Here is a 22,824-nt window from a genome sequence, read left to right as displayed (position 1 = left end):
GGGCCTCTCGTACGGGACATGTGACCGGGGGGAGTACCCCAGTGCCGAAGTTTCTGATTCAGGCCGCCTACGCCTCCGACGGCGTCAAGGGGCTGCTCAAGGAAGGTGCGAGCGGGCACCGTGCCGCCGTCGACCAGGTGGTCACGGACCTCGGCGGCAAGGTCGAGTCCGTGTACTTCACCTTCGGAGAGAACGACATCGTGATCATCCTCGACTTCCCCGACCCGGTCTCCATGGCCGCCATCGGCCTCGCCGTCAAGGCCAGCGGGGCCCTTCACACCGAGCCACGCCCCTCCACACCACCGAGGAGATCGACGAGGCCACCGCCGCCAAGTCCCCTTCCGCGCCCCGAGCGCGTAGCAACGCGTAGCGCGCGGAAGGGAATCCGCCCAATCCCGGGGACCGCGCCCCGGGACGCAGTGCGCCTGGCGACGGTGCCCCCAGGGCCCGTGCACACGGCGAAGGTCATCCCTCGACAGCTGCCCCCGCACTCGCCATGATGAGCCGATGTCCGAGCACCCAGGGCAGGCCCCTCCCGCACACGAGATCCCTACGCGATAGCCCAGAGCTGGCCGGCAACCGTCGCCGCTCTGCCGATCGGGACCCAGGGCAGCGGACAGGTCATCGCACGCCATCCGTTCGGGGTCTTCTTCGTGATCGACGGCGTACCCAATGCCCTGAGCCTCGTAGAAATCACGTCCATGCCACACCACATGGAACTCCCTGCCGTGGGCACGACGGTCACAGGCGAAGTCATCTGGCACGTCGAAGGCAACCACCAGGTCAAGACCAGACTCCACGAATGGAACCCGCGCCCGGAACCACGATGAGCAAATGGCCCCTACGTGCCCGCGTGCACCTCGCTGCTCCGCCCTGGCGATGGAGGGGCGGTGCTCGGAGAGCATGCCTACCCGTACATGGGAGCCGGCGCCGGCGGCCCGGCGACCACCGACGGAGCCGCGGCGGAGATCGCCAACCGGCCGGCAAGAATGGTCGCGAGGCGCGTACCGTCCATGCCCATGACACTGCCCTCGGACCAGGTGGACAGCAAGGAAGCACTCGCGTCATTCGTACGCGGTCTGTGCCATGGATTCGAAGATAGCGTTGGCTCCTGGGAAAACGACGACCTCGGTGCCTTCCTGGAAACCCTGGCCGCCTGGATCGACGATGCCGACGCTGGTACCGGAACACTGGTCAAGATTCCCCTCCCCGCGGCGACTGGGCCTTCTTCGCCCAAGCCCTGAACGCAGCCACCACGTACGAGTAGCGCCGTGGTCGTGGCATTCATCGTCCTCGCCCTCGTACTCGGATTCTTCGGACTCTCTGACGTGCTGGCGGTAGTCTCCGCTTGATTCTCATGGTTGTTTCACTCAAAGGCCTTTGACGCCGACGATTCGCGTGAAGCATGTAGCACGTGCAGGTCAGTCGAGGACGGATCGAGCGCCTTCCTTGCAGCATGACGGAGCAGCCCCTGGCGGACTTCCGTGTGGCAGTTTCGCGCCAGATCCATCGGTCAGTCTCGGCCAACGCGGGAGTCCCGAGGAGCAAATGCCGGCCTGCTGGGTGGAGGTGACAGCAACTGCCCCCCCCAGCACCGACGAGCGAGTCATGCCCTAGCCCATCGCCCCTGAACAGCGAAAATGCAGGTCAGCAAGATCTCCGACAACGCCCAGGGGAAATGCGCCAGGTGATCCGTTCGTAAGCTCTTGGCGCTGGGGGCACGGCAGTCGGATCCTGATGGTGAGGTTCCCGTGGTGCTCCGGGGCGTAGTCGCCTAACGTTCACTCATGCCCCCAGCTAGGCGGGCACGTCGCGTCAACGGGGGTAGCGCGTGATTAGAGACCTGATCTTCGCCGAAATCGCGCGAACGCAGTTCGATGCGCTGGCCCGGAGCAACAAGGCTGATGTTGGCGCGGCCTTGCTGAGGATTACTCAGGAAGCGAATACCCACGGAGTGTGGCGGGCCGAGGACGATCGTCACTTGGCCGTCACCTATGAGGTACGCCCAACAGCAATCGTGGTGACTGAGATCAGCACGGCTCAGCCCCGCCCAGCCGGTTCCCGCCAGCCTTATCAGGGAATGGAGGTGCGGCATGAGGGCAGCGGGCGGTGGAGTCACTTGAACCCCCACGAGGAGTGACCTCCGAAGCTTCGGGCTGCCAGGTTCTCGCCAAGGTGCAGAGCCGCCGGATCTGACATCCATCAATGACATCAACGACGGTGAACAGCGTCAGCCCCAGGGTTCCGGTGCAACCGTGCTGCTTCCACCAGGCAGGGCTCTTGCGTCCGCCCTTGTGATCGAACTCCTAAAGCGGTGGTCAGCCCGCTGTGCTGCACAGCAGCGAAGTACAGCAACCACGGCGATCCCAGCCGACCGGAGATCGCCCAATCGAGACTCGGCGCCTGTCACCCCAGGGACGCCGCGAACTCGCCTCGCTCTGCTTCCTCGGCCGTTGCGGAGATCTTGCCGCGGTGCGAGACCTCGACCTGGTAGAACTTCTCACCCTTTGGCACATCGGGCACCGTGACGTCGAACTCGCACACCCCTGAAACGTCATCGGAGTTCCCAGCGCCCAAGGCGCCCTTGGCGATCAGCTTGCCGCTCGTGTCGTATACCGTGACGGCCGCCCCCTCCGAGATGTCGTCGTACCCCTTGTAGCCAGTGCACTGTTCGCCAGTGTCACCAGCCGGAATATGGTCGCCCGTCAAGGTCATCTTCCCCCGCAGAGTGAACGCTGCAGCCTTATGCGTCTGGGCCCCCTGACTGGCCTGGATAGCCCACGCCGATCCGACGGCCCCAGCGCCGATTGCCAGGCCCGCCACGCCGGCGGCGAGCGGCCGCCCCCACCACTTCGGCCGAGTCACAGTGACAGGCTCAGCAGCGGGTGCATCTTCGTTCACTGTCATGCTGTTGAGAGTTGCACTACCTCTCAACAGCCAAGGCGAACGTCACCACACCGTGACCTATCTGGATGGAGGTGGATACGCCCAGACGAACAATCATGCGAATAGTCAGTGTTGCTGGCTGCTCGGCGTTGACCGGCCGTAAGCTGCCGCGTCGCTGCCCGGCTTCTTGCCGGTGACCTTCGCAGCGGCTGCCCTCAACTGACGTCCCGTCACCGGGCAGTCGTCGCCCTGGCCCGCACCGCCACCTCGCGCGCTGCCGCCGCCGACAACTCCAATCGCACCACACCCGAGCCATCAAAGGCCGCAGCAGCGAGCAGCTTGATTCCCGCAGTGTCCACTCCCGCTTCCACCAGCGCGTCGCCCAACTCTGCCGCCGCCTGAGTCGCGTCTCGCCAGCCGGCCAGGTAGTCCACCCCGCGTACCCACAGGACCGCGTCAGGGTCCAGGTCCTCACCGTCGAATCCGTCGTCCCCGATGCCGTCCATTCCTCAAGTCCCTTTCCCCGCAAGCTGGCTGAACACTGTCCGTGCCGGGCCACGCCGTAGGAGGACGCGACGAGGGCCCCGGTACCATCGGCACCGGGGTTCGTGATCGTTTGGGAGCGATCCCCTGCCGGACCACCCCGCGCCTGCCAGGGTTTGAGGGGTGGTCCGGCGTCATGTCTGTGGTTGTTGCGCGTAGTACCTCTTACCGGTCACAGGCCGGAAGGCGTCAGAAACGTTGTCGGCCGCCGGGGTACTGGATCGGCTTGCGGCACTCCGGAGCGTCGCTGGGCACGGGCTCCTGGTCGAGCGCATGGCAAAGCGCAGCATGGACCCGCTCCGCTTCAGCCACGGTCAGCCACAGCGGGGCTCAAGCGACCGGATCGCCATGACGGGTGATCTGGAGCGTCAGCGCTATCCGTCCGTCCGGGTCACGGCTCACGGCCCTGCCCGCCACCGGTGTGATCTCCCATCCCTGTGCCTCACCCACGGTCCGGCTCATCCGGTTGTCCCGTTGCCAGAGGAGGGCTGCTTGTCCAGCTCGGCATCGTCGTCACCGGATTCGGGGAGGCGTGCGCCCCTGCTCCGCGCCACCCTGCGCGCGTCCCGCAGTGCTTCGCACAGTCGAGCGCTCAGGAATCGGAATGCCGCAGGGTCGGTCTCCGGGTCTTCAAACATTCGGGCTGCGTGGTCGAGCAGCTCCCCGCCCGTCTTGAGCTGGACCTCTTCCATCTCGTCGGCGAGCTCGGAGAGGTAGCTGTTGCTGTCGTCGGTCACCAGGTACGACGGCTGTCCGGCCGGGCCCGGCCATGGGAGGAGGCGCGGTTTGGCGTTCACCATGTCACCGCCATCCACTCCGGGGCGCACATCAAGTCGGCGCAGCGGCCAGACTCCGCCCGTCGATGCATCTGCTGCTCGTGGGCGACGACGTACGGACGGACGAGCTGAACGTCCTCACCGCGGATCGGACCCCAGACGTACGGGTCAGCGACCCGCGGCACGCTGAGGACCATCGTCGGCGTGTCCACGCAGCACACCATTGGGCTCGTCCCCGCCATGCGATGGTGCCCCGGAGCGGGCAGTAAGACTTTCAGCAGCAACTCGAAAAACCTGCCGATATGGTTCCGCATGTCGACCTGCTTCCATCAGGTTGGCCATGCCCCGGGGTGCCGTCACGCACCGCCGGGGTCCTGTCTCGACAGTCAACGACCGTCTTTGGCCAAGAGGCAGTGTTCATACGGGGGTTCACGTGCACACGAGGGGGTTCGCGATATCGCTCAAGGGGGTTCGCGATGAACCCCCTCGGCCGCATCTGGTGTGACACGATGAACACTTGACATGACGCCCAGGGGGTGTGCTCAGAACGTGAGCAGAGAACCGAACCGCAAGTTGGCCGCAGTCATGGCGGAGGCCGGAGCCTCAAACAAGGGACTGGCCAAACGGGTCCGTGAGGTCGCGCAGCGGCACGGCGAACACCTCGGGACGACGCACGTGGCCGTTCAGCGATGGTTGGACGGGAGCGGTATCCAGCGGCAGACAGCCGTCTTCGTCGCCGAGGCGCTGAGCGACAAGTTACGGCGGAGGGTCGCCCCGCAAGATCTGGGATTTCCCAGTGCCGCACCGGCTCCCACTCCCGCGGTCGGCATGGGCTACGCCGGTTCGCTCGCCGAGACGCTGAGTGCTCTGGACGGCCTTACGCACCAGCGTCCGGAAGACGGGCCGTCGGACGAGCCGCAGCTCCCGGACGTCGATGTGCACTCCGCCGCGCTCTCGTGGCTTGTCGCCCGGCCGGAAGGAGTGCCGACCGATGTTCCCGCCGCCCGTCGGGTCGGCATGCGTGACGTCGCCGCAATCCGGACCGCAGCGGGGTTCTTCATGCAGCTGGACTTCCAGTTCGGCGGCGGACACGCGCACAAGGCGTTCCGGCACTACTTCCGGGAAGACGTGCTGCCCCTGCTGGGAGCCAGCTACAGCGCCAAGGTGGGTGAGGCGCTGTTCCAGGCCGCAACGGAGATGTCACAGCTTCTCGCCTGGACCGCCTACGACAGCGGAAACCATGCCCTCGCCGACCGGTACATGCTCTCGACGCTGCGGCTGACCCAGGTGGCGGGCGACCGCATGATGGGCGCACGCATCCTGGCCAATATGAGCCACCAGGCCAACTACCTGGGCCAGGTGCCCCGGGCTCTGACACTGGCCCGCGCGTCGGTGGAGGGTGGCAAGGCCGCCTCCATGCCCCGTGCGATGGCGCTGTTCTCCGCCCATGAGGCGCGCGCCCTCTCGACAGCGCGGGACCACAAAGGTGCTGCCCGCGCGATGAGCGAGGCAGAGAGGTTCTTCGAGCGTGCCGACAGCGCAGACGATCCCGAATGGCTCTCGTACATGGATGAAGCCGAGCTGATCGGGGAGTTCTGCCACTGTTTCCGCGATCTCGGGCAGGGTGCCGAAGCCGTCCACTTCGCCGAACGCGCTGTCGAACTCACCGACCCCAAATACGCCCGTACGCTCGGGTTCTGCCGCATGGTGCTCGCGCAGAGCCAGCTGCTGAGCGGAGACCTTGACGCCGCCGTGACGACCGCCGGTCTCGCTGTCGATGCCGGGGATGCCCTGGAGTCCGCTCGGTTCCAGCGGTATGTGGGCGACTTCCAACGCGAGGTGTCCGTGTACGGGACGCACCCTGCCGTTCAGCAGTTCAGCGGGCAGGTACGGGACGCCATGAACCGGCTGGGCGACGAGTAGCCGAGGTCACCCCGGGTTCCAGTCGCGCGGTGCGTCCTCGTTCCGGAGTGAGGAGATTCGACGGGTGTACTCCGCGGCCGTCTCGGCGCTCTCGGACACGTTCTGCATGAGCCATGTGGTCATGTTGAATTCCTGCACTGCGCGGAGGGTGGAGAAGCCCGACCACGTACGGAGATCCCGCCCATAGGCGCCGACGAAGGCGCCGTACTGTTCCTTGGTTTGCCATCCCAGGCTGTGATGCTCCGTGGCGGTGACCATCAGATCCCACTCGGGGTGGTCGAAGCTGAACCGCTCCAGATCGATCAAGACCACCTGATCATTTCGGTCCACCATCAGGTTCTGCACATGAGCGTCCCCGTGTACGGGCCCCTTCTCGGACTCGAACCGAAGGTCCGCCACACGGTCCCGCAACTCACGCGCGCGCTTCCGCAGGAACGCGCGGTCATCCTCCGGTATGTCGACCGCCGCGTTGATCCGTCGGTCGGTCCGGTCCAGGACGGGGTACGGAGGCAGGTTCAGCGTGTCCGGCAGGCTGAGCGAGTGCAGATCACGGAGGACCGCGCCCAGCTCTCCGTACGTCGCCTTGCGGGCCCCCTCCTCGATCAGGTGCCAGAACGTCACCGGATGTCCGTCGACGACTGTGGGCTGCTCCAGATCATCGACCACGCGCGTCACAGGGAAGCCCTCGCGCGACAGCCAGCGCGACGCCTGAACCTCGCCTCGGGCCGAGTCCAGGTATTCCGTCGTACGGGCGATGCGCACCACCACAGGGTGGGAAGCCAGCCGGAACAGCGCGTTCTCCCCCAAGCGGATCAGGCGCGCTCCGTCACCGTCGAGCCCCGCCCGTCGACATGCCGCAGCCAGCACCTGCGTAGCGGCGCCTGACGTGAACCCCTCTCCTGTGCTCTGCTCAGCATCAGACGGCATGCCCGTATCCACTCCCTCAACACCGCCAACCCGGTAGCGCAGATCGCCGAGCCAGCAGCGGCCGGCAACAGACTTCAAGGCGACCGTACCCACGAGGGGTGTCGGCAGACGGGGCCGGGGCATGTCGAGCGCCGCTCTTGAGGAACGACGGCTTGATGCATGCCTTGCGGTCCTGCTTCAACGCTTTGGGAAAGCGGCCCTGGTGAACCGCAGGCAAGCCCAAATCCTGGGAGCACGTCTGGTAGACGGAGATCGTGGATCCCGTGTGCCGCTACCTCGCATCGATCGTTCGGCCCTTCGGCGAGACAGCTCGGCCGTGGCATCGCGCAAATGGCGATCGACGCCACGGCCGGTTGAGCCGGACTCAGGCCGGTCCGGCCACTTCTCCGACGTTTCGGGGGCGGGGGCAATGCCCGTCGGGAAGGACCGACCCCAGTTCGTCCCGGAAGGGGCACTTAGCTGCTTGCCCCCGTCCCTAACGGGGTGTGTTGCCCCGTGATTGGCTCGGCCGGTCAGTGGATGACGATGCCTGGGACAAGGGCGACGAGGCCGGAGACAAAGCTCCCTACGCCTGCGAGCGTGACGATGATGGCCTTGCCGTCCGAGAACAGGCCTGAGCAGAAGGCGCGTAGCTGGCGTCGGAGGACCAACTCCTTAAGCTTCCCCCAGCGGTGCTGGCGGACCTGTGCACATCCCATGAGAAGCCCCGAAGCGTTGTTCCGGCAGCCGTCATCGTGCCCTCGGACCGGAGCACCACACGTAACAGGGGCTCGGAAGAAGCACCACGCGGTAGTGACTGCTGAAAGCGCGATCACCACGACTGGTCCTGCCGCATGGTTGATCCACGCGGCGATCAGTAGAAGGCCACTTAGGACCCCCCACCACTTGCCCAGACCACCTAGCCCTTTTCCTGCTGCCCCCGAGGTTGCCATGGCCTGCATTTTGGTGGGTCTGCTCCCGCCGTCTGTACGGTTTTGCCTCCTTGGCTGGAAAACGGCGCAAGTAGGCGAATGCGTGCTGGTTGCGGGACTTGCTGGCTATGTCATCCATGCCAAGCGGGGTGTTACTCCGTACGCCCTGTTCCGGCCGAGATTCCCAAGGTCAGTCCTCGACGGGCGCGATCCCCGTTGGACACGAGCCCGAGCCGCCCACGGATGGGTCACTTAGCTTGACCCCCGTCCCCCCGATCCCGCAGTACCCCGTCGGGTTCTTGTCGAGGTACTGCTGGTGGTAGCCCTCAGCCGGGTAGAAGGGGCGGGCGGGGTCGGCCGGGAGGATTTCGGTGGTGATGTCGGGGTGGCCGGCGTTGTGGAGGACGGTGCGGTAGGCGTCGCGGGAGGCTTCGGCGGCCTGTTGCTGGGCGGGGGAGTGGGTGTAGATCGCCGAGCGGTACTGGGTGCCGACGTCGTTGCCCTGGCGGAAGCCCTGGGTGGGGTCGTGGGACTCCCAGAAGAGCTTCAGGAGGGTCGTGTACGGGACGACGGCGGGGTCGTGGACGACGCGGACGGCCTCGGTGTGGCCGGTGTGGCCGCTGCAGACCTCTTCGTAGGTGGGGTTCGGGGTGTGGCCGCCCTGGTAGCCGACGAGGGTCGTCCAGACGCCCTCGGTCTGCCAGAACTTCCGCTCGGCGCCCCAGAAGCACCCCAGGCCGAAGTCGGCGATCTCCAGACCCTCCGGGTACGGGCCCAGCAGCGGGTTGCCGAGGACGGTGTGCCGGTCGGGGACGGCGAAGGTCCGCTCGGGGCGGCCTTCGAGCGCTTCCTCGGGGGTGGGCAGGTGGGTCTTGAAGCGGGAGAAGAGCATGAGATCAGGCTCCTGGGCTGGCTTGGGCGGGCTGGGCGAAGAAGCGGCACTCGGCGTTCGTAGCGGTAGTGGGAGGAACGCTGAAGGGGGCGGGGGTATTCCGGCCCCGCGGTGGGTGGGGATCGTGGGTGGGGGCTGTTCCCCCCCGGGGCACGGCCTACTGCGGCCCCGCCGGGGGGAAGCCCGCCGCGTTGCCGCCCAGTTGTTCCCAGCCCGCGACGGCCAGGGCGCGGTAGGCGGCGTACTCGGCGGCGGGGCTGTGGCCGTACGACCACGGGACGGCGCCGACATGGCCGTCCACCAGGCGGAGCTGTTCCATGGCCTCGGCGTAGCGCTCGGCCCGGACCAGGAACCAGACGAGCAGATGGCGGACGTGCGGGGCCATGGGGTGGTCGGCGGGGGCCTCGCGGAGGGCGAAGTGGGCGCCCTCGATGGCGCGCTCGACGACCTCGCTCCGGTAGAGGCTGCGGACCATGTTGGCCTCGGGGAGGTGCTCGTAGACCGCGAAGAGGGGGAGGGCCGGGAGGAGGGTCTTGGCGGGGGCGCCGGCCGCGGCGCGCTCGGCGAAGGCCTCGGCCTCCTTGCGGGAGCCGTGCCACTTCTGCGACCAGTAGGGGAGCGCGGCGAGATGTGCGCCCATGTGCTGCGGCGCGCGCTGGGCGACCTTGGTCCACAGCTCCTCGTAGTCGGCGGCGCGGTCGCCGAGGCCGCGGGCGACGGCGAGCTCGATGATGTACGGGAGGGGGCTGCCCGGGGCGAGCAGCGCCGCCTCCCGGCAGACCGTACGGGCCTCCTCCAGGATCATGCGGAAGTCCTGCGAGCCGGGATCGCGCAGTGCCTGGAGGACGAGGAACTGGGCGTGGGTCTGGGCGCCACCGGGATCCTTGGGTGCCTCCGTGCGCCAGGTGCGCAGCCAGATCCCGCCGGTGCGGCCGCCGTCGCCGTACCCCGGTGCCGTACCGCGCCGCTGTTCCTCGCTCGCCTCCTGCGCGGCCAGCTCGAAGGCGGCGGCGCCGGCCAGCGTCTGCACCCGCTGCCAGCGGCGCTCCCAGTCGTCGCCGGTGGACTTCAGCAGTGCGGCCGCCGGGCGCCAGTCGTGTGTTCGGCGCATTTCGGCCAGCGCCTCGTCCAGCTCCTCATCGGGGCCCGGCAGCCGTACGTCGAGCTCCTCCAGCGGTACGAAGCCGTATCCGGCCATCGGGTCGGCGGCCGCCACCAGGCCGCGCCGGGTGTCCTGTACGGCCCGGCGCCGGCGCATCCAGGGCAGGAAGACGAACCCGCCGAGCGCGAGCGCGGCGAGGAGAAGGAGCAGAGCGTCCATGTGGGTGTCCTGTACCTGAAATTCTTGTTACGGCTGCCTGGAGGGTCAACGTGCCGGGACCGCCGGGGATTCCCGGTGCGGTGGGTGGTCACCGGTGCGGCGGGCGGGAGGGGCGGGAAGGGGCATGCGGTCCTTCGTATGTATCCACTATCCAGCCAACCAGAAAGTTCCGAAAAGTTCGGTCGCGCGGCCGACTACCCTCGGCGGCATGAGCGAACAACACCCACAGCATTTTGAAACCCTTGCCATCCACGCAGGTCAGGAGCCCGACGAGGTCACCGGCGCGGTGGTACCGCCCATCTACCAGGTGTCCACCTACAAGCAGGACGGCGTGGGCGGGCTGCGCGGCGGCTACGAGTACAGCCGCAGCGCCAATCCGACCCGTACCGCCCTGGAGGAGAATCTCGCGGCCCTGGACGGGGGCCGCCGGGGCCTCGCCTTCGCCTCCGGCCTCGCCGCGGAGGACTGCCTGCTGCGGACCCTGCTGGTCCCCGGCGACCATGTCGTCATCCCGAACGACGCCTATGGCGGAACGTTCCGTCTCATCTCCAAGGTCGTCGAGCGGTGGGGCGTGGAGTGGTCGGTCGCCGACACCTCCGACCCGAATGCCGTTCGCGACGCCCTGCGGCCCCGTACGAAGGCGATCTGGGTGGAGACGCCCAGCAACCCGCTGCTCGGCATCAGCGACATCTCGGCGCTGGCCGGCGTCGCCCGGGAAGCCGGCGTCAAGCTCGTCGTCGACAACACCTTCGCCAGCCCGTACCTCCAGCAGCCGCTCGCCCTCGGCGCGGACGCGGTCGTCTACTCCACGACCAAGTACATGGGCGGACACTCGGACGTGGTCGGCGGCGCCCTCGTCGTCAACGACGACGCCTTCGGTGAGGAACTCGCCTACCACCAGAACGCGATGGGCGCGGTCGCCGGCCCCTTCGACGCCTGGCTGGTGATGCGCGGCATCAAGACGCTCGCCGTCCGTATGGACCGCCACAGCGCCAACGCGGCCCGTATCGCGGACCTGCTGACCTCGCACAACAAGGTCACCCGCGTCTACTACCCGGGGCTGGCCGAGCACCCGGGCCACGAGATCGCGTCGAAGCAGATGCGGTCCTTCGGCGGCATGGTGTCGTTCCAGGTCGCGGGCGGCGAGCAGGCCGCCGTGGAGGTCTGCAACCGCGCGAAGCTGTTCACCCTCGGGGAGTCGCTCGGCGGCGTCGAGTCGCTGATCGAGCACCCGGGGCTGATGACGCACGCCTCGACGGCCGGTTCGCTGCTGGAGGTCCCCGCGGACCTGGTGCGCCTCTCGGTCGGCATCGAGTCCGTCGACGACCTGCTGGCCGACCTCACGCAGGCGTTGGGCTGACGGAGCCCTCGCGCCCCCGCCGTTCACCACCCCTCCACGGGAGGGGTGGTGTGGGTGGGCGGGGGCAGCCATGGCCGGTCCGTGGCCAGGAAGAGCAGCGTCACCAGCACGCACAGGGCGAGCAGCCAGCCCAGGCGGCGCAGCAGGGTGCGGCGGGCCAGGAGCCGGCGGCCGCGCTCGGCGGCGCGGGCCGCCAGAGCGGGCGGGACGAGCGGATACGGGCCCGCCAGCATTCTTCGCACCTCGGCCTGTTTGCGGTCCGGGAGGCCGGGGCTGTCGGGACTTTCAGGGCTGTTGGGGCTGCCGGGGAGACCCGAGAGGCTCATGGGGCCGAGGTCTTTGGGGACGGCGACGGGGACGGGGCCGGGGACGGGGCCGGGGCGGGCGGCGGTTCCGGGCGCCGGCGGCTGCGCAGGTCCGCGACGGCGCGCAGACACAGGGCGTGCACCCGCTCGGCGGGCAGGCCGAGTTGGGCCGCGGTCAGCTCCTCGGGCACGTCCTCGTACAGCCGCAGGACGAGGATCAGACGCTCCCGGGGGGACAGCCGGTCCAGCGGGCCGCCGCGCGGCCGGCGGTGCCGGCGGGCGGTACGGGCGAAGCGGGCGGCCAGCTCACGGCGGGTGCGCTCGTACGGATCGTCGCCGTGCAGCCGGTCCCAGGCGGCGTAGGTCCGTGACAGCGCGCAGAGCAGCAACTCCTCGGCGGCCGGGGCGGGACGGGCGGCCGGCTCGCCGGTCAGCAGCGTGGCGGCGTACAGCAGCCGGCCCCCGGCGCCGGCCACGAACGACTCGAACTCCCGGGTGCGGCGGCGCTCCTGCGCCGGTCGCCGCTCTCGCACCACGCCTCCCGGATGACGGACACCCGACCCCTGGGCTCCTATAGCACGGCAGTGCGGCCACCCGGTCAAGAGGCGTGACGCGCACGGCCGGTCACGGGGGCGGGGCGGGGACGCTCACGGGGACGGGGAGGGCGATGCTCAGGCCGTCGGTCAGGACGCGGGGCCGGCCGGTGTCAGGGACGTGGTGAGGTCGGCGAGCGAGGTGTTGAAGCGCGTCAGGAGCGTGGTGAACGCCTCGCGCTCCGCCTCGGACCACTCCTCCGTCACCAGGGCCATCAGCGCACGGCGCGAGGTGCGCACCTCGTCCAGGCGGGCGTGGCCGCGCTCGGACAGCTGGAGCACCACGGCGCGGCCGTCCTCGGGGTGGGTGGCGCGGCTGACCAGCCCGGAGTCGACCAGCGGGGCGACCTGGCGGGTGACCGTCGAGGAGTCGATGCCCATACCGGCGGCCAGGGCCTTGACGCCCATCGGGCCTTCCTGGTCCAGGCGGTTGAGCAGCAGGTAGGCGGCGCGGTCCATGGAGTTGCGCGCCTGTCCGACGCCGCCGAGCCGGCTCTGTTCGGCGCGGCGGGCGAAGACGGCCACTTGGTGCTGCAGCGCGTCGAGGAGAGCGGGGTCGGTATGGGTCGTCATGTCCGAAGAGGTGGGCATGGCCGGGAGCTCGCTTCGGTGGATGTGCGTATGGATGGGAGGACAGCGTACGCGGACCCGGCGTGGGGCGTACCCGTGCGGTCCATTCCGATAACGCCCCGTAACCCCCGGGCGGCCGTGCGGTGCCCGGGGGCGCGCGGCCGCCCGTGCCGTCCTGACAGCCGGACAGAAAAGGCCCTCAGGTGGGCAAACTGTAAGACTGGCGGCATGGCCGCTCACACGCCGCGTACGTCGCACGAGCCCTCCGCCGCCTCCTCGGGAGAGGGCTCCGCCGCGGCCCCGCTTCCCGCAATTACGGTCGATGACGTACGCAACGCGGACAAGATGCTCTCCGGCGTCTCCCGGGTCACCGCCATGGAGGGCAGCCGCTATCTGACCGGGCTGGTGGGCGCGCCCGTCCACCTCAAGTGCGAGAACCTCCAGCGCACCGGCTCCTTCAAGATCCGTGGCGCCTATGTACGGATCGCCGGGCTCACCGCGCAGCAGCGGGCGGCCGGTGTGGTGGCCGCGAGCGCCGGCAACCACGCCCAGGGCGTGGCGCTCGCGGCGTCCCTGCTGGGCGTGCGCTCGACGGTGTTCATGCCCGTCGGCGCCCCCCTGCCGAAGGTCGCCGCGACCCGCGAATACGGCGCCGAGGTGCGGCTGCACGGTCAGGTGGTGGACGAGACGCTGGCCGCCGCCCAGGAGCATGCGCGGAAGACCGGCGCGGTCTTCATCCACCCCTTCGACCACCCCGACATCATCGCCGGGCAGGGCACGGTCGGCCTGGAGATCCTCGAGCAGTGCCCGGAGGTGCGCACGGTCGTCGTCGGGATCGGTGGCGGCGGTCTGGCCGCGGGGCTCGCGCTCGCGGTCAAGGCGCTGCGGCCGGACGTGAAGATCGTCGGGGTGCAGGCGGCGGGCGCGGCCTGCTATCCGCCGTCGCTGGCGGCCGGGCGTCCGGTGGCGATCGAGGGGCTGTCGACCATGGCGGACGGCATCAAGGTGGGCCGCCCCGGTGAGGTCACCTTCGGGATGGTCGAGGAGCTGGTGGACGAGGTCCGTACGGTCACCGAGGACCAGCTCTCCAGCGCGCTGCTGCTGTGCCTGGAGCGGGCGAAGCTGGTGGTGGAGCCGGCCGGGGCGAGCCCGGTGGCCGCGCTGCTCGCCGACCCGGAGTCCTTCGAGGGGCCGGTCGTCGCCGTGCTGTCCGGCGGCAACGTGGACCCGCTGCTGCTCCAGCGCATCCTGCGGCACGGCATGGCCGCGGGTGGACGCTATCTCTCGCTGCGGCTGCGGCTCACCGACCGGCCGGGGGCGCTGGCGGCGCTGCTCGGGGTGCTGTCGGTGGTCGACGCGAACGTCCTCGACGTCGGGCATGTGCGGACGGATCCGCAGCTCGGCCTGACCGAGGTCGAGGTGGAACTGCACATGGAGACCAAGGGCCCCGCGCACTGCGACGAGGTTCGCACAGCGCTGCGCGAGGCGGGGTACGTCGTCGCGGAGTGAGCGGGCGGCGGGGCGTGCACGCCGTGGGGTGAGCCGGCGGCCGCGGAGGTGGAGCATTTGTATCGCGATGTATCGCGTGTGGGCGTACGATCGCGGATGCGGGGGCGCCGGTGCGTCGTGGTGTCCGTTGCGTACCCATGCCACAAGGCAGGCATAAGCCGCCAACCGTAATATTCGACCTGGAACTGACCCAAGCCATGGGAGTATCCCTATGCCAGGCGCCATATACGCCGAAGGGCTCGTGAAGACCTTCGGCGACGTGCGAGCACTGGACGGCGTCGATCTCGACGTTCCCGAAGGAACGGTCCTCGGCATGCTCGGCCCGAACGGCGCGGGGAAGACCACCGCCGTACGGGTCCTGACGACCCTGCTCCGGCCCGACCGCGGCAAGGCGGTGGTCGCCGGCATCGACGTCCTCGCGCACCCGGACGAGGTGCGGCGGTCCATCGGCCTCTCCGGCCAATTCGCCGCCGTGGACGAGTACTTGACCGGCCGGGAGAACCTGACGATGGTCGGCCGGCTCTACCAGATGGGCGGCCGCGAGGCGAAGCGGCGGGCCGTCGAACTGCTGGAGCGCTTTCACCTCGGTGAGGCCGCCGACCGCATCGCCAAGACCTACTCCGGCGGTATGCGCCGGCGGCTCGACCTGGCGGCCGCGCTGGTCGTCAGCCCGCCCGTGATGTTCATGGACGAGCCGACCACCGGCCTGGACCCGCGCAACCGCCAGGAGCTGTGGGACGTCATCCAGGAGCTGGTCGCGGGCGGCACGACCCTGCTGCTCACCACCCAGTATCTGGAGGAGGCCGACCGGCTGGCGCACGACATCTGCGTCGTCGACCACGGCAGGGTCATCGCCCGCGGCACCGCCGACCAGCTCAAGGCGCGCACCGGCGGTGAGCGCGTCGAGGTCGTGGTGCACGCCCCCGAGCACCTCACCGTCGCCGACGAGGTCCTGCGCGGCTTCGGCAAGGGCGAGGGCACGGTCGACCAGCACACCCGCAAGCTCACGGTCCCGGTGGCGGGCGGCGCCAAGCTGCTCGCCGAGGTCATCCGCGAACTGGACCTGCGCGGGGTGGAGATCGACGACATCGGGCTGCGCCGTCCGACCCTCGACGATGTGTTCCTCTCGCTGACCGGGCACCACGCCGAGGACGCGGCGGACGACGGCGCGGGCGACGGGAGCGCGGGCCGGACCGACGCGGACGGCGGCGCGGTCGGTCGGCAGAAGCGGGGCCGGAGCGGCGCCGCGACGGCCGGCGCGGACGCGGGTGCGACGAGCGACAGGGAAGGTGTGAAGTGACCACGGTGACCGAAGCCGCCGGGGGCGCCCCGGTCCGGACCGCGCGGCCACGTGGTGGCGTCAGCCGGTCCGTCCGCGACTCCCTGGTCGTGGCCCAGCGCAATCTGATCCGGATGCTGCGGATCCCCGAGGTGGTGATCTTCGGGCTGATCCAGCCGATCATGTTCGTGGTGCTGTTCACGTATGTCTTCGGCGGCTCCATCAACGTCCCCGGCGCCCCGGTGGGCGACGCCCAGGCGTATCACGAGTTCCTGATGGCCGGGATCTTCGCGCAGACGGTCACGTTCGCCACGGCGGGCGCCGGTGCGGGCATCGCCGACGACATGCACAAGGGACTCATCGACCGGTTCCGGTCACTGCCGATGTCCCGCGGGGCGGTGCTCACCGGTCGTACCCTCGCCGATCTCGTACAGACCGCGCTGACGCTGGTGGTGCTGGCGGTCGTCGCGCTGCTGATCGGCTGGCGCACCCACGAGAACCTCGCCGAGGTGCTGGCCGGCTTCGCGCTGCTGCTCCTGCTCGGGTACGCGTTCTCCTGGATCGGCGCGCTCATCGGCCTGACGGTGCGCACGCCCGAGGCGGCCACGTCCGGCGGACTGATCTGGCTGTTCCCGCTGACCTTCATCTCGAACGCGTTCGTCCCGGTCAACGGCATGCCGGCGTTCCTGCAGCACATCGCGGAGTGGAACCCGTTCAGTGCGACGGTGGCCGCCGCCCGGCTGCTGTTCGGCAACACCATCGACGGGGTGCCCAAGTCGGTGACCGGCGCCTGGCCGATGGACCACCCCGTGCTGGCCTCGGTGATCTGGTCCGTCCTGATCATCGTGGTCTTCCGGACCCTGGCCGTCCGCAAGTACCGCTCGGCCACGGCCTGAGCAGGGCGCACGGCACGGAGAAGCGGCCCGGAGCATCACACTCCGGGCCGCTTCTCCGTGTGTGGGGGCGCCTCGCGACTCAGACCGTGTACGGCTTGGCGTCGAGGATCTTCACGGCCGCCTTCTTGCCGTTGGGGAGCTCGTACTCCGCCTCGGCGCCGACCTTCTTGCCGTGCACACCGGTGCCCAGGGGCGACTGGGGGGAGTAGGTCTCGATGTCCGAGCTCGCGTATTCCCGGGAGGCCAGAAGGAAGGTCATCGTGTCGTCCGGGTCCCCGTCGAACGCAATGGTGACGACCATGCCGGGAGCGACGATGCCGGTCGCGGCGGGGGCCTCGCCGACCTTCGCGGTCTGCAGCAGCTGGGTGAGCTGGCGGACGCGAAGCTCCTGCTTGCCCTGCTCTTCCTTGGCCGCGTGGTACCCGGCGTTCTCCTTCAGGTCACCTTCCTCGCGGGCCGCCGCGATCTTCTCGGTGATCTCGGCGCGTGCGGGACCAGACAGGTGCTCCAGCTCGGCCTTGAGCTGGTCATACGCCTCCTGGGTAAGCCAGGTGACGTTCTCGCTGGTCTGGGTCACAGGTGCTCCTCGTCGGTACTGGGGATAAATCAAACGCCCTACCAGGAAGGTTTGCGCCTTCACAGGTGGGCGAAACCACGAGCCTAACAATTCCGGCACAAAACGGGGAAGAGGAATTTCACAGTGGCCGCACAGGATCACATCATCCCTGCTCAGAGGCGGTTCCGACACGCCCCGCCGGCGAGCGGGAGGCCGGCCGGCCGCCGTGTGGCCAGGGGTGCGGTTGCGGCGGGACGAGAACTGTGAGGCGTGGGATGCGGGAGGGGGCGGGTGCCGTGTCCGGGCCCGGTGCCTGGGCGGCGGGCGGGCGGGCCGGGCGCGGTCGGCCGGGGGGCGTCAGCCCTTGCCGGAGGCCGTGCAGCCGACGAGTACGGCGTTGGTCGCGCGCTTCGTCGTCCGCAGCGTGACCTCGGTGTCCACCTGGCCCGTGCGCCGGTCGACGGTGACGTCCTTGCGGCCGACCTCGGTGCCGTCCTCGGCCTGCGAACGCAGCGTGCACACGCCCTTGTCGTCGGCGTCCTTGACGACCTCCAGATGGACCTTCACGGCGTGGTCGGAGACCGCGTCCCAGGCGATCACCCGGCCGCTGAGCTCCTGACCGGAGATGTACGAGACGCCGCACCAGCCGATCACCCCCAGCAGGGCGACGCCGAGGACACTGCCGATGATCTTGAGCTTACGGTCCGCGCGCGCGTCCGCGGAGCGGCCGTAGCGTCCTTCGGGGAGCCCTTCACGCACCGCGGTCATGATCAATTCTCCTGGTCGGGGGGCCGGAACCATTAACCCCCGGGGGGTCCCCGCCCCAGGGAATACAGCGCCCCCCGCTTCGGTCACTATAGGAGGCATCTTCTCCAGCTCTTCACTGAGGATCGAGTCTTGACTGAGCACTTGCGATTGATGGCGGTCCATGCCCACCCCGACGACGAGTCGAGCAAGGGTGCGGCCACCATGGCCAAGTACGTGTCCGAGGGGGTGGACGTGCTGGTCGCCACCTGCACAGGCGGTGAGCGAGGCTCCATCCTCAACCCCAAGCTCCAGGGCGATCCGTACATCGAGGAGAACATCCACGAGGTACGGAAGAAGGAAATGGACGAGGCCCGGGAGATCCTGGGCGTCAAGCAGGAGTGGCTCGGCTTCGTCGACTCCGGGCTGCCCGAGGGCGACCCGCTGCCGGCGCTGCCCGACGGCTGCTTCGCGCTGCTGCCCGTCGAAACGGCGGCGGAGCCCCTGGTCCGGCTGATCCGCACGTTCAAGCCGCACGTCATCACGACGTACGACGAGAACGGGGGCTATCCGCACCCGGACCACATCATGACCCACAAGATCACGATGGTGGCCTTCGAGGCGGCCGGTGACCCGGAGCGGTATCCGGACGCCGGCGAGCCCTGGCAGCCCCAGAAGCTCTACTACAACCAGGGCTTCAACAAGCCGCGCACCATCGCGCTGCACGAGGCGCTGCTGGCGCGCGGCATGGACTCGCCGTACGGCGAGTGGCTGGAGCGCTGGAAGCAGTTCGAGCAGCGCGAGCGCACGCTGACCACCTACGTGCCGTGCGATGAGTTCTTCGAGATCCGGGACAAGGCGCTGATCGCGCACGCCACCCAGATCGACCCCGACGGCGGGTGGTTCCGGGTGCCCATGGACCTCCAGCGCGAGGTCTGGCCGACGGAGGAGTACGAGCTCGCGAAGTCGCTCGTGGACACTTCCCTCCCCGAGGACGACCTCTTCGCGGGCATCCGCAACAATTGACCCCATGATGAGCGCGACCAGCACCCTCGCCCTGACGCACTTCGTCACCCTTGCCGACACGTTCGACAAGGACAAGGTGACCCCCGGCGTCCTCGGCTTCATCGTCTTCGCGGTCATCGGCGGCGCCGTGTGGCTGCTGATGAAGTCAATGAACAAGCACATGAAGAAGGTGGACTTCGAGGAGCAGCCCCAGGGCGGCGAGGCCGGCGGCACGGCCTCCGCCGCGGCACCCGAGCCGAAGACCGGCTGACGGCGGTACCCGCCGCCCCGCATGCCGGACCGCCGGGCCTCCGGGACCGGACGGTCCGTGAAGACCGGGTAGCGGTCGACGGCCGGCCGATGGACACGGCCGGCTGACCGGCCCGGCGGCTCGCCGACCCGAGCGGCCGGCGAGCCGGGCCCACGTGGCGGGCCCGGGGACCGAGCGGTGGGCCCGAGCCCGAGCGAGGGGCCCGGACCCGCCGTCATGCCCCGTCAGGGGGCGTGACGGCCACCCCCATGACCTCGCGCGCAGGGCGGTGGGGCACCATGCCGAGCCGCCATGCCTGCCACCCCGTTTCCGGCTCCACCCCGCGCTCCAGCAGCAGCGCGAACGTCTCCGCGCAGTCCTCCAGCCGGGAATCGCGGGCCGGGTGCTTCTCCCGCACCAGCTGTGCCAGCTCCTCCTGCGCCACGGCGGCGCCCACCACCGAACCGCCCGGAGAGGCGAGCGGCAGCAGGGTGCAGCGCAGGAACCGGGCCCAGTCCTCGCCGCGCCGGTCGCCGTAGCCGGCGAACAGGCCGGCTGCCTCGTCGGCCAGCTCCAGCGCCTGCGCCGCCCGGCCGTTGCCGGCATCGATGATCAGCAGCTCCAGGCAGGACCAGGCCTCCCCGTGCGGTACTCCTATCCGCTGGAAGTCCTTGCGGGCGTCCTGCAGCAGCTGCCGGGCGAAGCCGCTGTTGCGCAGCGAGCCCGTCTGCTCGGCCCGCAGATCACGGGTGACCCGGCCCGAATGGTGCCGGGCGCAGGCCAGACCGTAGGCGTCCTGCATCCGGCTGAACATCGTCCTCGACCGCTCCAGCTGGCGCAGCGCGGCATCGTGCTCGCCGCGCTCCTCCAGGGCCTGGCCCAGGTAGTACATGGTCCAGGCCTCACCGCGGGCGTCCTCGTGCTGGTGGTGGAGCGGTAGCGCCTGCCGCAGCTGGTCGACCGCGAGCCCCGGATCACCGTCCACCAGGCGGGCACGTGCCAGCTGTGTCATCGCCCAGGCCTCACCGCGCTCGTCGTGCGTGCGCCCGTAGAGCTCCATGGCCGCCTGCAATGAGCGCTCCGCCGCCGGCACCTCGCCCCTGCGCAGATACACCTGGCCGAGCTGGAAGTGCGCCCACGCCTGGCCGTGCACGCTCTCGCTCTCCTCATGGAGCTCCAGCGCCTCGTGCAGCATGGCGTGCGCCTCGGCGAGCTGCGCCCGGTCCCGCTCCACCGCCGCCAGGGCGTGCAGCGTCCAGGCCCGGTCGCCGTGCATGTCCGGGCCCGACTGCAGCTCCAGCGCCTCACGGAGCTTCACCGAGGCCTCGGCGAGACTGCCCTGCTGCTGGAGCGTGATGCCCAGATCGCGCAGGGCACGGGCCGCGCCCACCGGATGCTGTGCCTCGAAGTAGAGATCGACCACCGAGGACAGGGTGGTACGCGCCTTGTCCAGCTCGCCGAGCTGCCGGGCCGCGATGCCCGTGCGCCACTGCACCGAGCGGGACAGCAGCCCCTGGCCGACCGCCCGGGTCAGCTCGCTCAGCTCGCCCAGGCGGTAGAGGTCACCGCGCAGCAGGCAGTAGTCGGCCAGCGCGCCCAGCAGATGCGAGACCGCCGCCTGGTCGACGCCCTGGTCGGCATGGCGCAGCGCGGCGGTGATGAAGCTGCTCTCGTCGTCCAGCCACTGCAGGGCCGCGTCCAGCGACGTGAAGCCGTGGGAGCCGAAGCGGTCGGCGCGGGTGGACGTGCGGCCGTCGACCAGCCGGATGACCGAGTCGGCCAGCTCCGCATAGCCGCGGATCAGGCGCTCCTGGGCCGCGCCGCGCTCCTGTGGGTCCTCCTCGTCCTCCAGCCGGTCGTGCGCGAAGCTGTGCACCAGGGAGTGCAGGCGGTAGCGCTCACCGCGCACATGCTCGATCAGCCCCGCCCGGACCAGCGTCGTCAGCTGCCGCTCCGCCTCCGCGTTCGCCACCCCCAGCAGGGCCGCCGCGGCCGCCGTCCCCAGGCTCGCCCGGCCCACCAGCGCCAGCCGGCGCAGCAGCCGCCGGGCCGTCTCGGGCTGATCGAAGTAGCGCAGCGACAGTGCGCGCTCCACCGGCGGCACCGGCCCGTAGGCGGCCAGGTCCGCGGCCAGCGTGGTGGCCGTGCGCGGGCCGAGCGAGGAGCCCGCCACCCGCAGCGCCAGCGGCAGGCCGGCGCACAGCCGGCCGATCTCGTCGACGGCCCGAGCGTCGTAGGGGCCCGCCTCGCCCGGCGCCTCGCCGCCGGCCGCGGCGGTGGCGCGCAGCAACTCCTCGGTGCCCGCCGCGTCCAGCGGACCCACCGGCAGCTGATGCACCCATGCCTGGAGGTCCCCGGGCAGCTCCAGGGGAGCGCGGGAGGTGACCAGCACCAGGCTGTCGGACCGCTCCGGCACCAGGGTGCGCACCTGCTCCGGATCCGCGGCGTCATCCAGCAGCACCGTCACCGGAAGGTCCGTCAGATGCTGGTGGTACAGCTCGGTGAGCCGCTTGACGTGCTGCTCCTGGGACGGCCGCTCGCGGAACAGCAGCTGCTCGCGCGGCGCGCCCAGGCGGTTGAGCAGATGCAGCAGCGCGTCCCGGGTCGGCAGCGGCACCTCGCCGGGGGTGTCACTGCGCAGGTCCACCACGCACGCGCCACGGAACTGATCGCGCAGCTGATGGGTGGCCCGCACCGCCAGTGCCGTGCGGCCCGAGCCCGGTTCGCCGTGCAGCACCACCACCGTCGGCTTGGTCTCCGTGCTCGCACGGGCCGCGTGCACCCACTGCGCGATCTGCGTCAGCTCCGTCCGCCGTCCGGCGAACGGTCCTTCCGGGCTGGGGAGTTGGGAGAACGAATGCTCCAGCACGGACCGCTGCCGGGCCGCCGCGCTGCGGTCCGCACCGCGCAGCTGCGGCCCCCGGCCGCTCTGCCCGCCCTTGGCCGTGGCCGACGCACCGCTGCCGCGGGCCGCCGCCGTCAGCATGCGCTGCTGGTCCAGGAACGGCCGGACGCCGCGCACCTCCAGCGCCGTCAGCCACTGCAGCCGCAGCTGCTGCGAGCCACCGGGCTGGCCGCGCCGCCCGGCCTCCCGGTGCGCGGCCGGCATGTGGGCCGCGGTCAGCTTCAGGACCGTGGCCGTCGCGCCCGCCAGCACCACGGAGGCCCCCACGGCCAGCGCCGGTCCCGCGCCCGTGCCGTACGCCAGGTCCGTGCTGACGGCCGCCACCGCCGCCACGGCCGTCGCCACCGCCGGGGTGCCCAGCTCCTTGCGCGAGAGCCGGTGGCTCAGCGACGGCTGACCGGCGGCCGCCTCGTCCAGCGCCCGGACGTAGGCGGTGTACTCCTCGGCGGCGCTGCCGGCCAGTTCCTCCAGCGCCGACCGCCCCCTGCCGAGCAGGGTGGTGCCGTCGAGCCGGCCGCCCGAGCGCCGCACCTCTTCCTCGACGGCCCTGGTCAACAGCGCTTCCGCTTCCGCGCGATGGTCCTCGCGCAGCACGGCCAGTGAGCCCGGCATGCTTTCTCCCCCTCCAGCGTTCCTGCAGTGTCCGGCGGTGATCGTCGCCGTACGCACAGTG

23 protein-coding genes and 1 pseudogene are annotated in these 22,824 nt (G+C 70.0%); 9 read left to right on the top strand and 15 right to left on the bottom strand.

All coding sequences use genetic code 11. The annotated features are described in order from the left end of the window. Positions 1-41 precede the first annotated feature (41 nt). Both OIU81_RS12985 and OIU81_RS12980 read left to right on the top strand, forming a co-directional pair. Positions 42-500 carry a GYD domain-containing protein gene (locus OIU81_RS12985; protein ID WP_329146999.1) on the top strand — a complete coding sequence of 153 codons (459 nt, stop codon included), beginning with the start codon at positions 42-44 and terminating at the stop codon, positions 498-500. Positions 501-890: 390 nt separating this feature from the next. Further along, entirely contained in the window at positions 891-1,244 is a 354-nt protein-coding gene (locus tag OIU81_RS12980; protein ID WP_329146997.1) for a DUF7660 family protein, read from the top strand. Between the two features lie 1,162 nt (positions 1,245-2,406). On the opposite strand, the gene OIU81_RS12975 is transcribed toward OIU81_RS12980, so the two are convergent. The 5 genes from OIU81_RS12975 to OIU81_RS12955 form a co-directional block, all read right to left on the bottom strand. Continuing rightward, on the bottom strand, positions 2,407-2,907 hold the full coding sequence (locus OIU81_RS12975; RefSeq protein WP_329146994.1) for a hypothetical protein: 501 nt from the start codon (positions 2,905-2,907) through the stop codon (positions 2,407-2,409). Between the two features lie 209 nt (positions 2,908-3,116). Beyond that, positions 3,117-3,392 carry a hypothetical protein gene (locus OIU81_RS12970; RefSeq protein ID WP_329146992.1) on the bottom strand — a complete coding sequence of 92 codons (276 nt, stop codon included), beginning with the start codon at positions 3,390-3,392 and terminating at the stop codon, positions 3,117-3,119. A 367-nt stretch (positions 3,393-3,759) separates the two neighbouring features. Further along, positions 3,760-3,891 carry a hypothetical protein gene (locus tag OIU81_RS12965; RefSeq protein ID WP_329331134.1) on the bottom strand — a complete coding sequence of 44 codons (132 nt, stop codon included), beginning with the start codon at positions 3,889-3,891 and terminating at the stop codon, positions 3,760-3,762. Further along, positions 3,888-4,229 (bottom strand): hypothetical protein, encoded by a 342-nt coding sequence (locus tag OIU81_RS12960; RefSeq protein WP_329146990.1) that lies wholly within the window; start codon positions 4,227-4,229, stop codon positions 3,888-3,890. Before OIU81_RS12960 ends, OIU81_RS12965 begins: the two co-directional genes overlap by 4 nt. Then, positions 4,223-4,417 (bottom strand): hypothetical protein, encoded by a 195-nt coding sequence (locus OIU81_RS12955; protein WP_329146988.1) that lies wholly within the window; start codon positions 4,415-4,417, stop codon positions 4,223-4,225. The genes OIU81_RS12960 and OIU81_RS12955 overlap by 7 nt, the downstream gene beginning before the upstream one ends. A 337-nt stretch (positions 4,418-4,754) precedes the next feature. On the opposite strand from OIU81_RS12955, the gene OIU81_RS12950 reads away from it, so the two are divergent. Beyond that, a complete protein-coding gene (locus tag OIU81_RS12950) occupies positions 4,755-6,128 on the top strand; it encodes a sporulation protein (RefSeq protein WP_329146987.1) in 1,374 nt (457 codons plus the stop codon). A gap of 6 nt (positions 6,129-6,134) precedes the next feature. On the opposite strand, the gene OIU81_RS12945 is transcribed toward OIU81_RS12950, so the two are convergent. The 4 genes and pseudogenes from OIU81_RS12945 to OIU81_RS12930 form a co-directional block, all read right to left on the bottom strand. Beyond that, on the bottom strand, positions 6,135-7,055 hold the full coding sequence (locus OIU81_RS12945) for a phosphotransferase enzyme family protein (protein ID WP_329155093.1): 921 nt from the start codon (positions 7,053-7,055) through the stop codon (positions 6,135-6,137). 16 nt (positions 7,056-7,071) lie between these two features. Continuing rightward, positions 7,072-7,311, bottom strand: a pseudogene (locus tag OIU81_RS12940) (hypothetical protein); the annotation flags it as partial. 845 nt (positions 7,312-8,156) lie between these two features. Continuing rightward, entirely contained in the window at positions 8,157-8,858 is a 702-nt protein-coding gene (gene msrA, locus OIU81_RS12935; RefSeq protein ID WP_329146985.1) for a peptide-methionine (S)-S-oxide reductase MsrA, read from the bottom strand. A 157-nt stretch (positions 8,859-9,015) separates the two neighbouring features. Continuing rightward, complete coding sequence (locus tag OIU81_RS12930; protein WP_329146983.1) at positions 9,016-10,179, bottom strand: hypothetical protein; 1,164 nt, start codon at positions 10,177-10,179, stop codon at positions 9,016-9,018. Positions 10,180-10,387: 208 nt separating this feature from the next. Here OIU81_RS12930 and OIU81_RS12925 point away from each other — a divergent pair, with 208 nt between their 5' ends. Next, the gene (locus OIU81_RS12925; protein ID WP_329146980.1) at positions 10,388-11,539 is read left to right on the top strand and encodes a cystathionine gamma-synthase; all 1,152 of its coding nucleotides are present in this window, start codon (positions 10,388-10,390) and stop codon (positions 11,537-11,539) included. 23 nt (positions 11,540-11,562) lie between these two features. On the opposite strand, the gene OIU81_RS12920 is transcribed toward OIU81_RS12925, so the two are convergent. The 3 genes from OIU81_RS12920 to OIU81_RS12910 all read right to left on the bottom strand — a co-directional run bounded on the left by OIU81_RS12920 (position 11,563) and on the right by OIU81_RS12910 (position 13,028). Next, a complete protein-coding gene (locus OIU81_RS12920; protein ID WP_443073979.1) occupies positions 11,563-11,865 on the bottom strand; it encodes a hypothetical protein in 303 nt (100 codons plus the stop codon). Continuing rightward, on the bottom strand, positions 11,862-12,377 hold the full coding sequence (locus tag OIU81_RS12915) for a sigma factor-like helix-turn-helix DNA-binding protein (RefSeq protein ID WP_329146978.1): 516 nt from the start codon (positions 12,375-12,377) through the stop codon (positions 11,862-11,864). Before OIU81_RS12915 ends, OIU81_RS12920 begins: the two co-directional genes overlap by 4 nt. Positions 12,378-12,527: 150 nt before the next feature. Continuing rightward, positions 12,528-13,028: a MarR family winged helix-turn-helix transcriptional regulator gene (locus OIU81_RS12910; RefSeq protein ID WP_329146976.1), complete on the bottom strand. Its 501-nt coding sequence runs from the start codon at positions 13,026-13,028 to the stop codon at positions 12,528-12,530. Between the two features lie 324 nt (positions 13,029-13,352). Between OIU81_RS12910 and ilvA the strand changes: the two genes are divergently transcribed. The 3 genes from ilvA to OIU81_RS12895 all read left to right on the top strand — a co-directional run bounded on the left by ilvA (position 13,353) and on the right by OIU81_RS12895 (position 16,691). Beyond that, complete coding sequence (gene ilvA, locus OIU81_RS12905; protein ID WP_329155090.1) at positions 13,353-14,516, top strand: threonine ammonia-lyase; 1,164 nt, start codon at positions 13,353-13,355, stop codon at positions 14,514-14,516. 211 nt (positions 14,517-14,727) lie between these two features. Next, on the top strand, positions 14,728-15,816 hold the full coding sequence (locus OIU81_RS12900; protein WP_329146974.1) for an ATP-binding cassette domain-containing protein: 1,089 nt from the start codon (positions 14,728-14,730) through the stop codon (positions 15,814-15,816). Continuing rightward, positions 15,813-16,691 (top strand): ABC transporter permease, encoded by an 879-nt coding sequence (locus tag OIU81_RS12895; protein WP_329146971.1) that lies wholly within the window; start codon positions 15,813-15,815, stop codon positions 16,689-16,691. The genes OIU81_RS12900 and OIU81_RS12895 overlap by 4 nt, the downstream gene beginning before the upstream one ends. A gap of 79 nt (positions 16,692-16,770) precedes the next feature. Here the strand turns inward: OIU81_RS12895 and greA are convergent, their stop codons facing one another. Then, positions 16,771-17,268, bottom strand: coding sequence for a transcription elongation factor GreA (greA, locus tag OIU81_RS12890; protein ID WP_329146969.1), 498 nt, complete (start codon positions 17,266-17,268; stop codon positions 16,771-16,773). A 336-nt stretch (positions 17,269-17,604) separates the two neighbouring features. Further along, positions 17,605-18,015, bottom strand: a complete 411-nt coding sequence (locus OIU81_RS12885) for a DUF4307 domain-containing protein (protein ID WP_329146967.1) — start codon at positions 18,013-18,015, stop codon at positions 17,605-17,607. Positions 18,016-18,144: 129 nt separating this feature from the next. Between OIU81_RS12885 and mca the strand changes: the two genes are divergently transcribed. Then, a complete protein-coding gene (gene mca / locus OIU81_RS12880; RefSeq protein WP_329146965.1) occupies positions 18,145-19,017 on the top strand; it encodes a mycothiol conjugate amidase Mca in 873 nt (290 codons plus the stop codon). Positions 19,018-19,021: 4 nt separating this feature from the next. Then, positions 19,022-19,267, top strand: a complete 246-nt coding sequence (locus OIU81_RS12875) for a hypothetical protein (RefSeq protein WP_329146963.1) — start codon at positions 19,022-19,024, stop codon at positions 19,265-19,267. Between the two features lie 214 nt (positions 19,268-19,481). Here OIU81_RS12875 and OIU81_RS12870 read toward each other — a convergent pair whose 3' ends face one another. Beyond that, entirely contained in the window at positions 19,482-22,763 is a 3,282-nt protein-coding gene (locus OIU81_RS12870; RefSeq protein ID WP_329146961.1) for a tetratricopeptide repeat protein, read from the bottom strand. Between the last annotated feature and the right edge of the window lie 61 nt (positions 22,764-22,824).

It is taken from the genome of Streptomyces sp. NBC_01454, from assembly GCF_036227565.1.
GTDB lineage: Bacteria > Actinomycetota > Actinomycetes > Streptomycetales > Streptomycetaceae > Streptomyces.
This window is presented reverse-complemented; position numbering and strand designations above follow the sequence as displayed.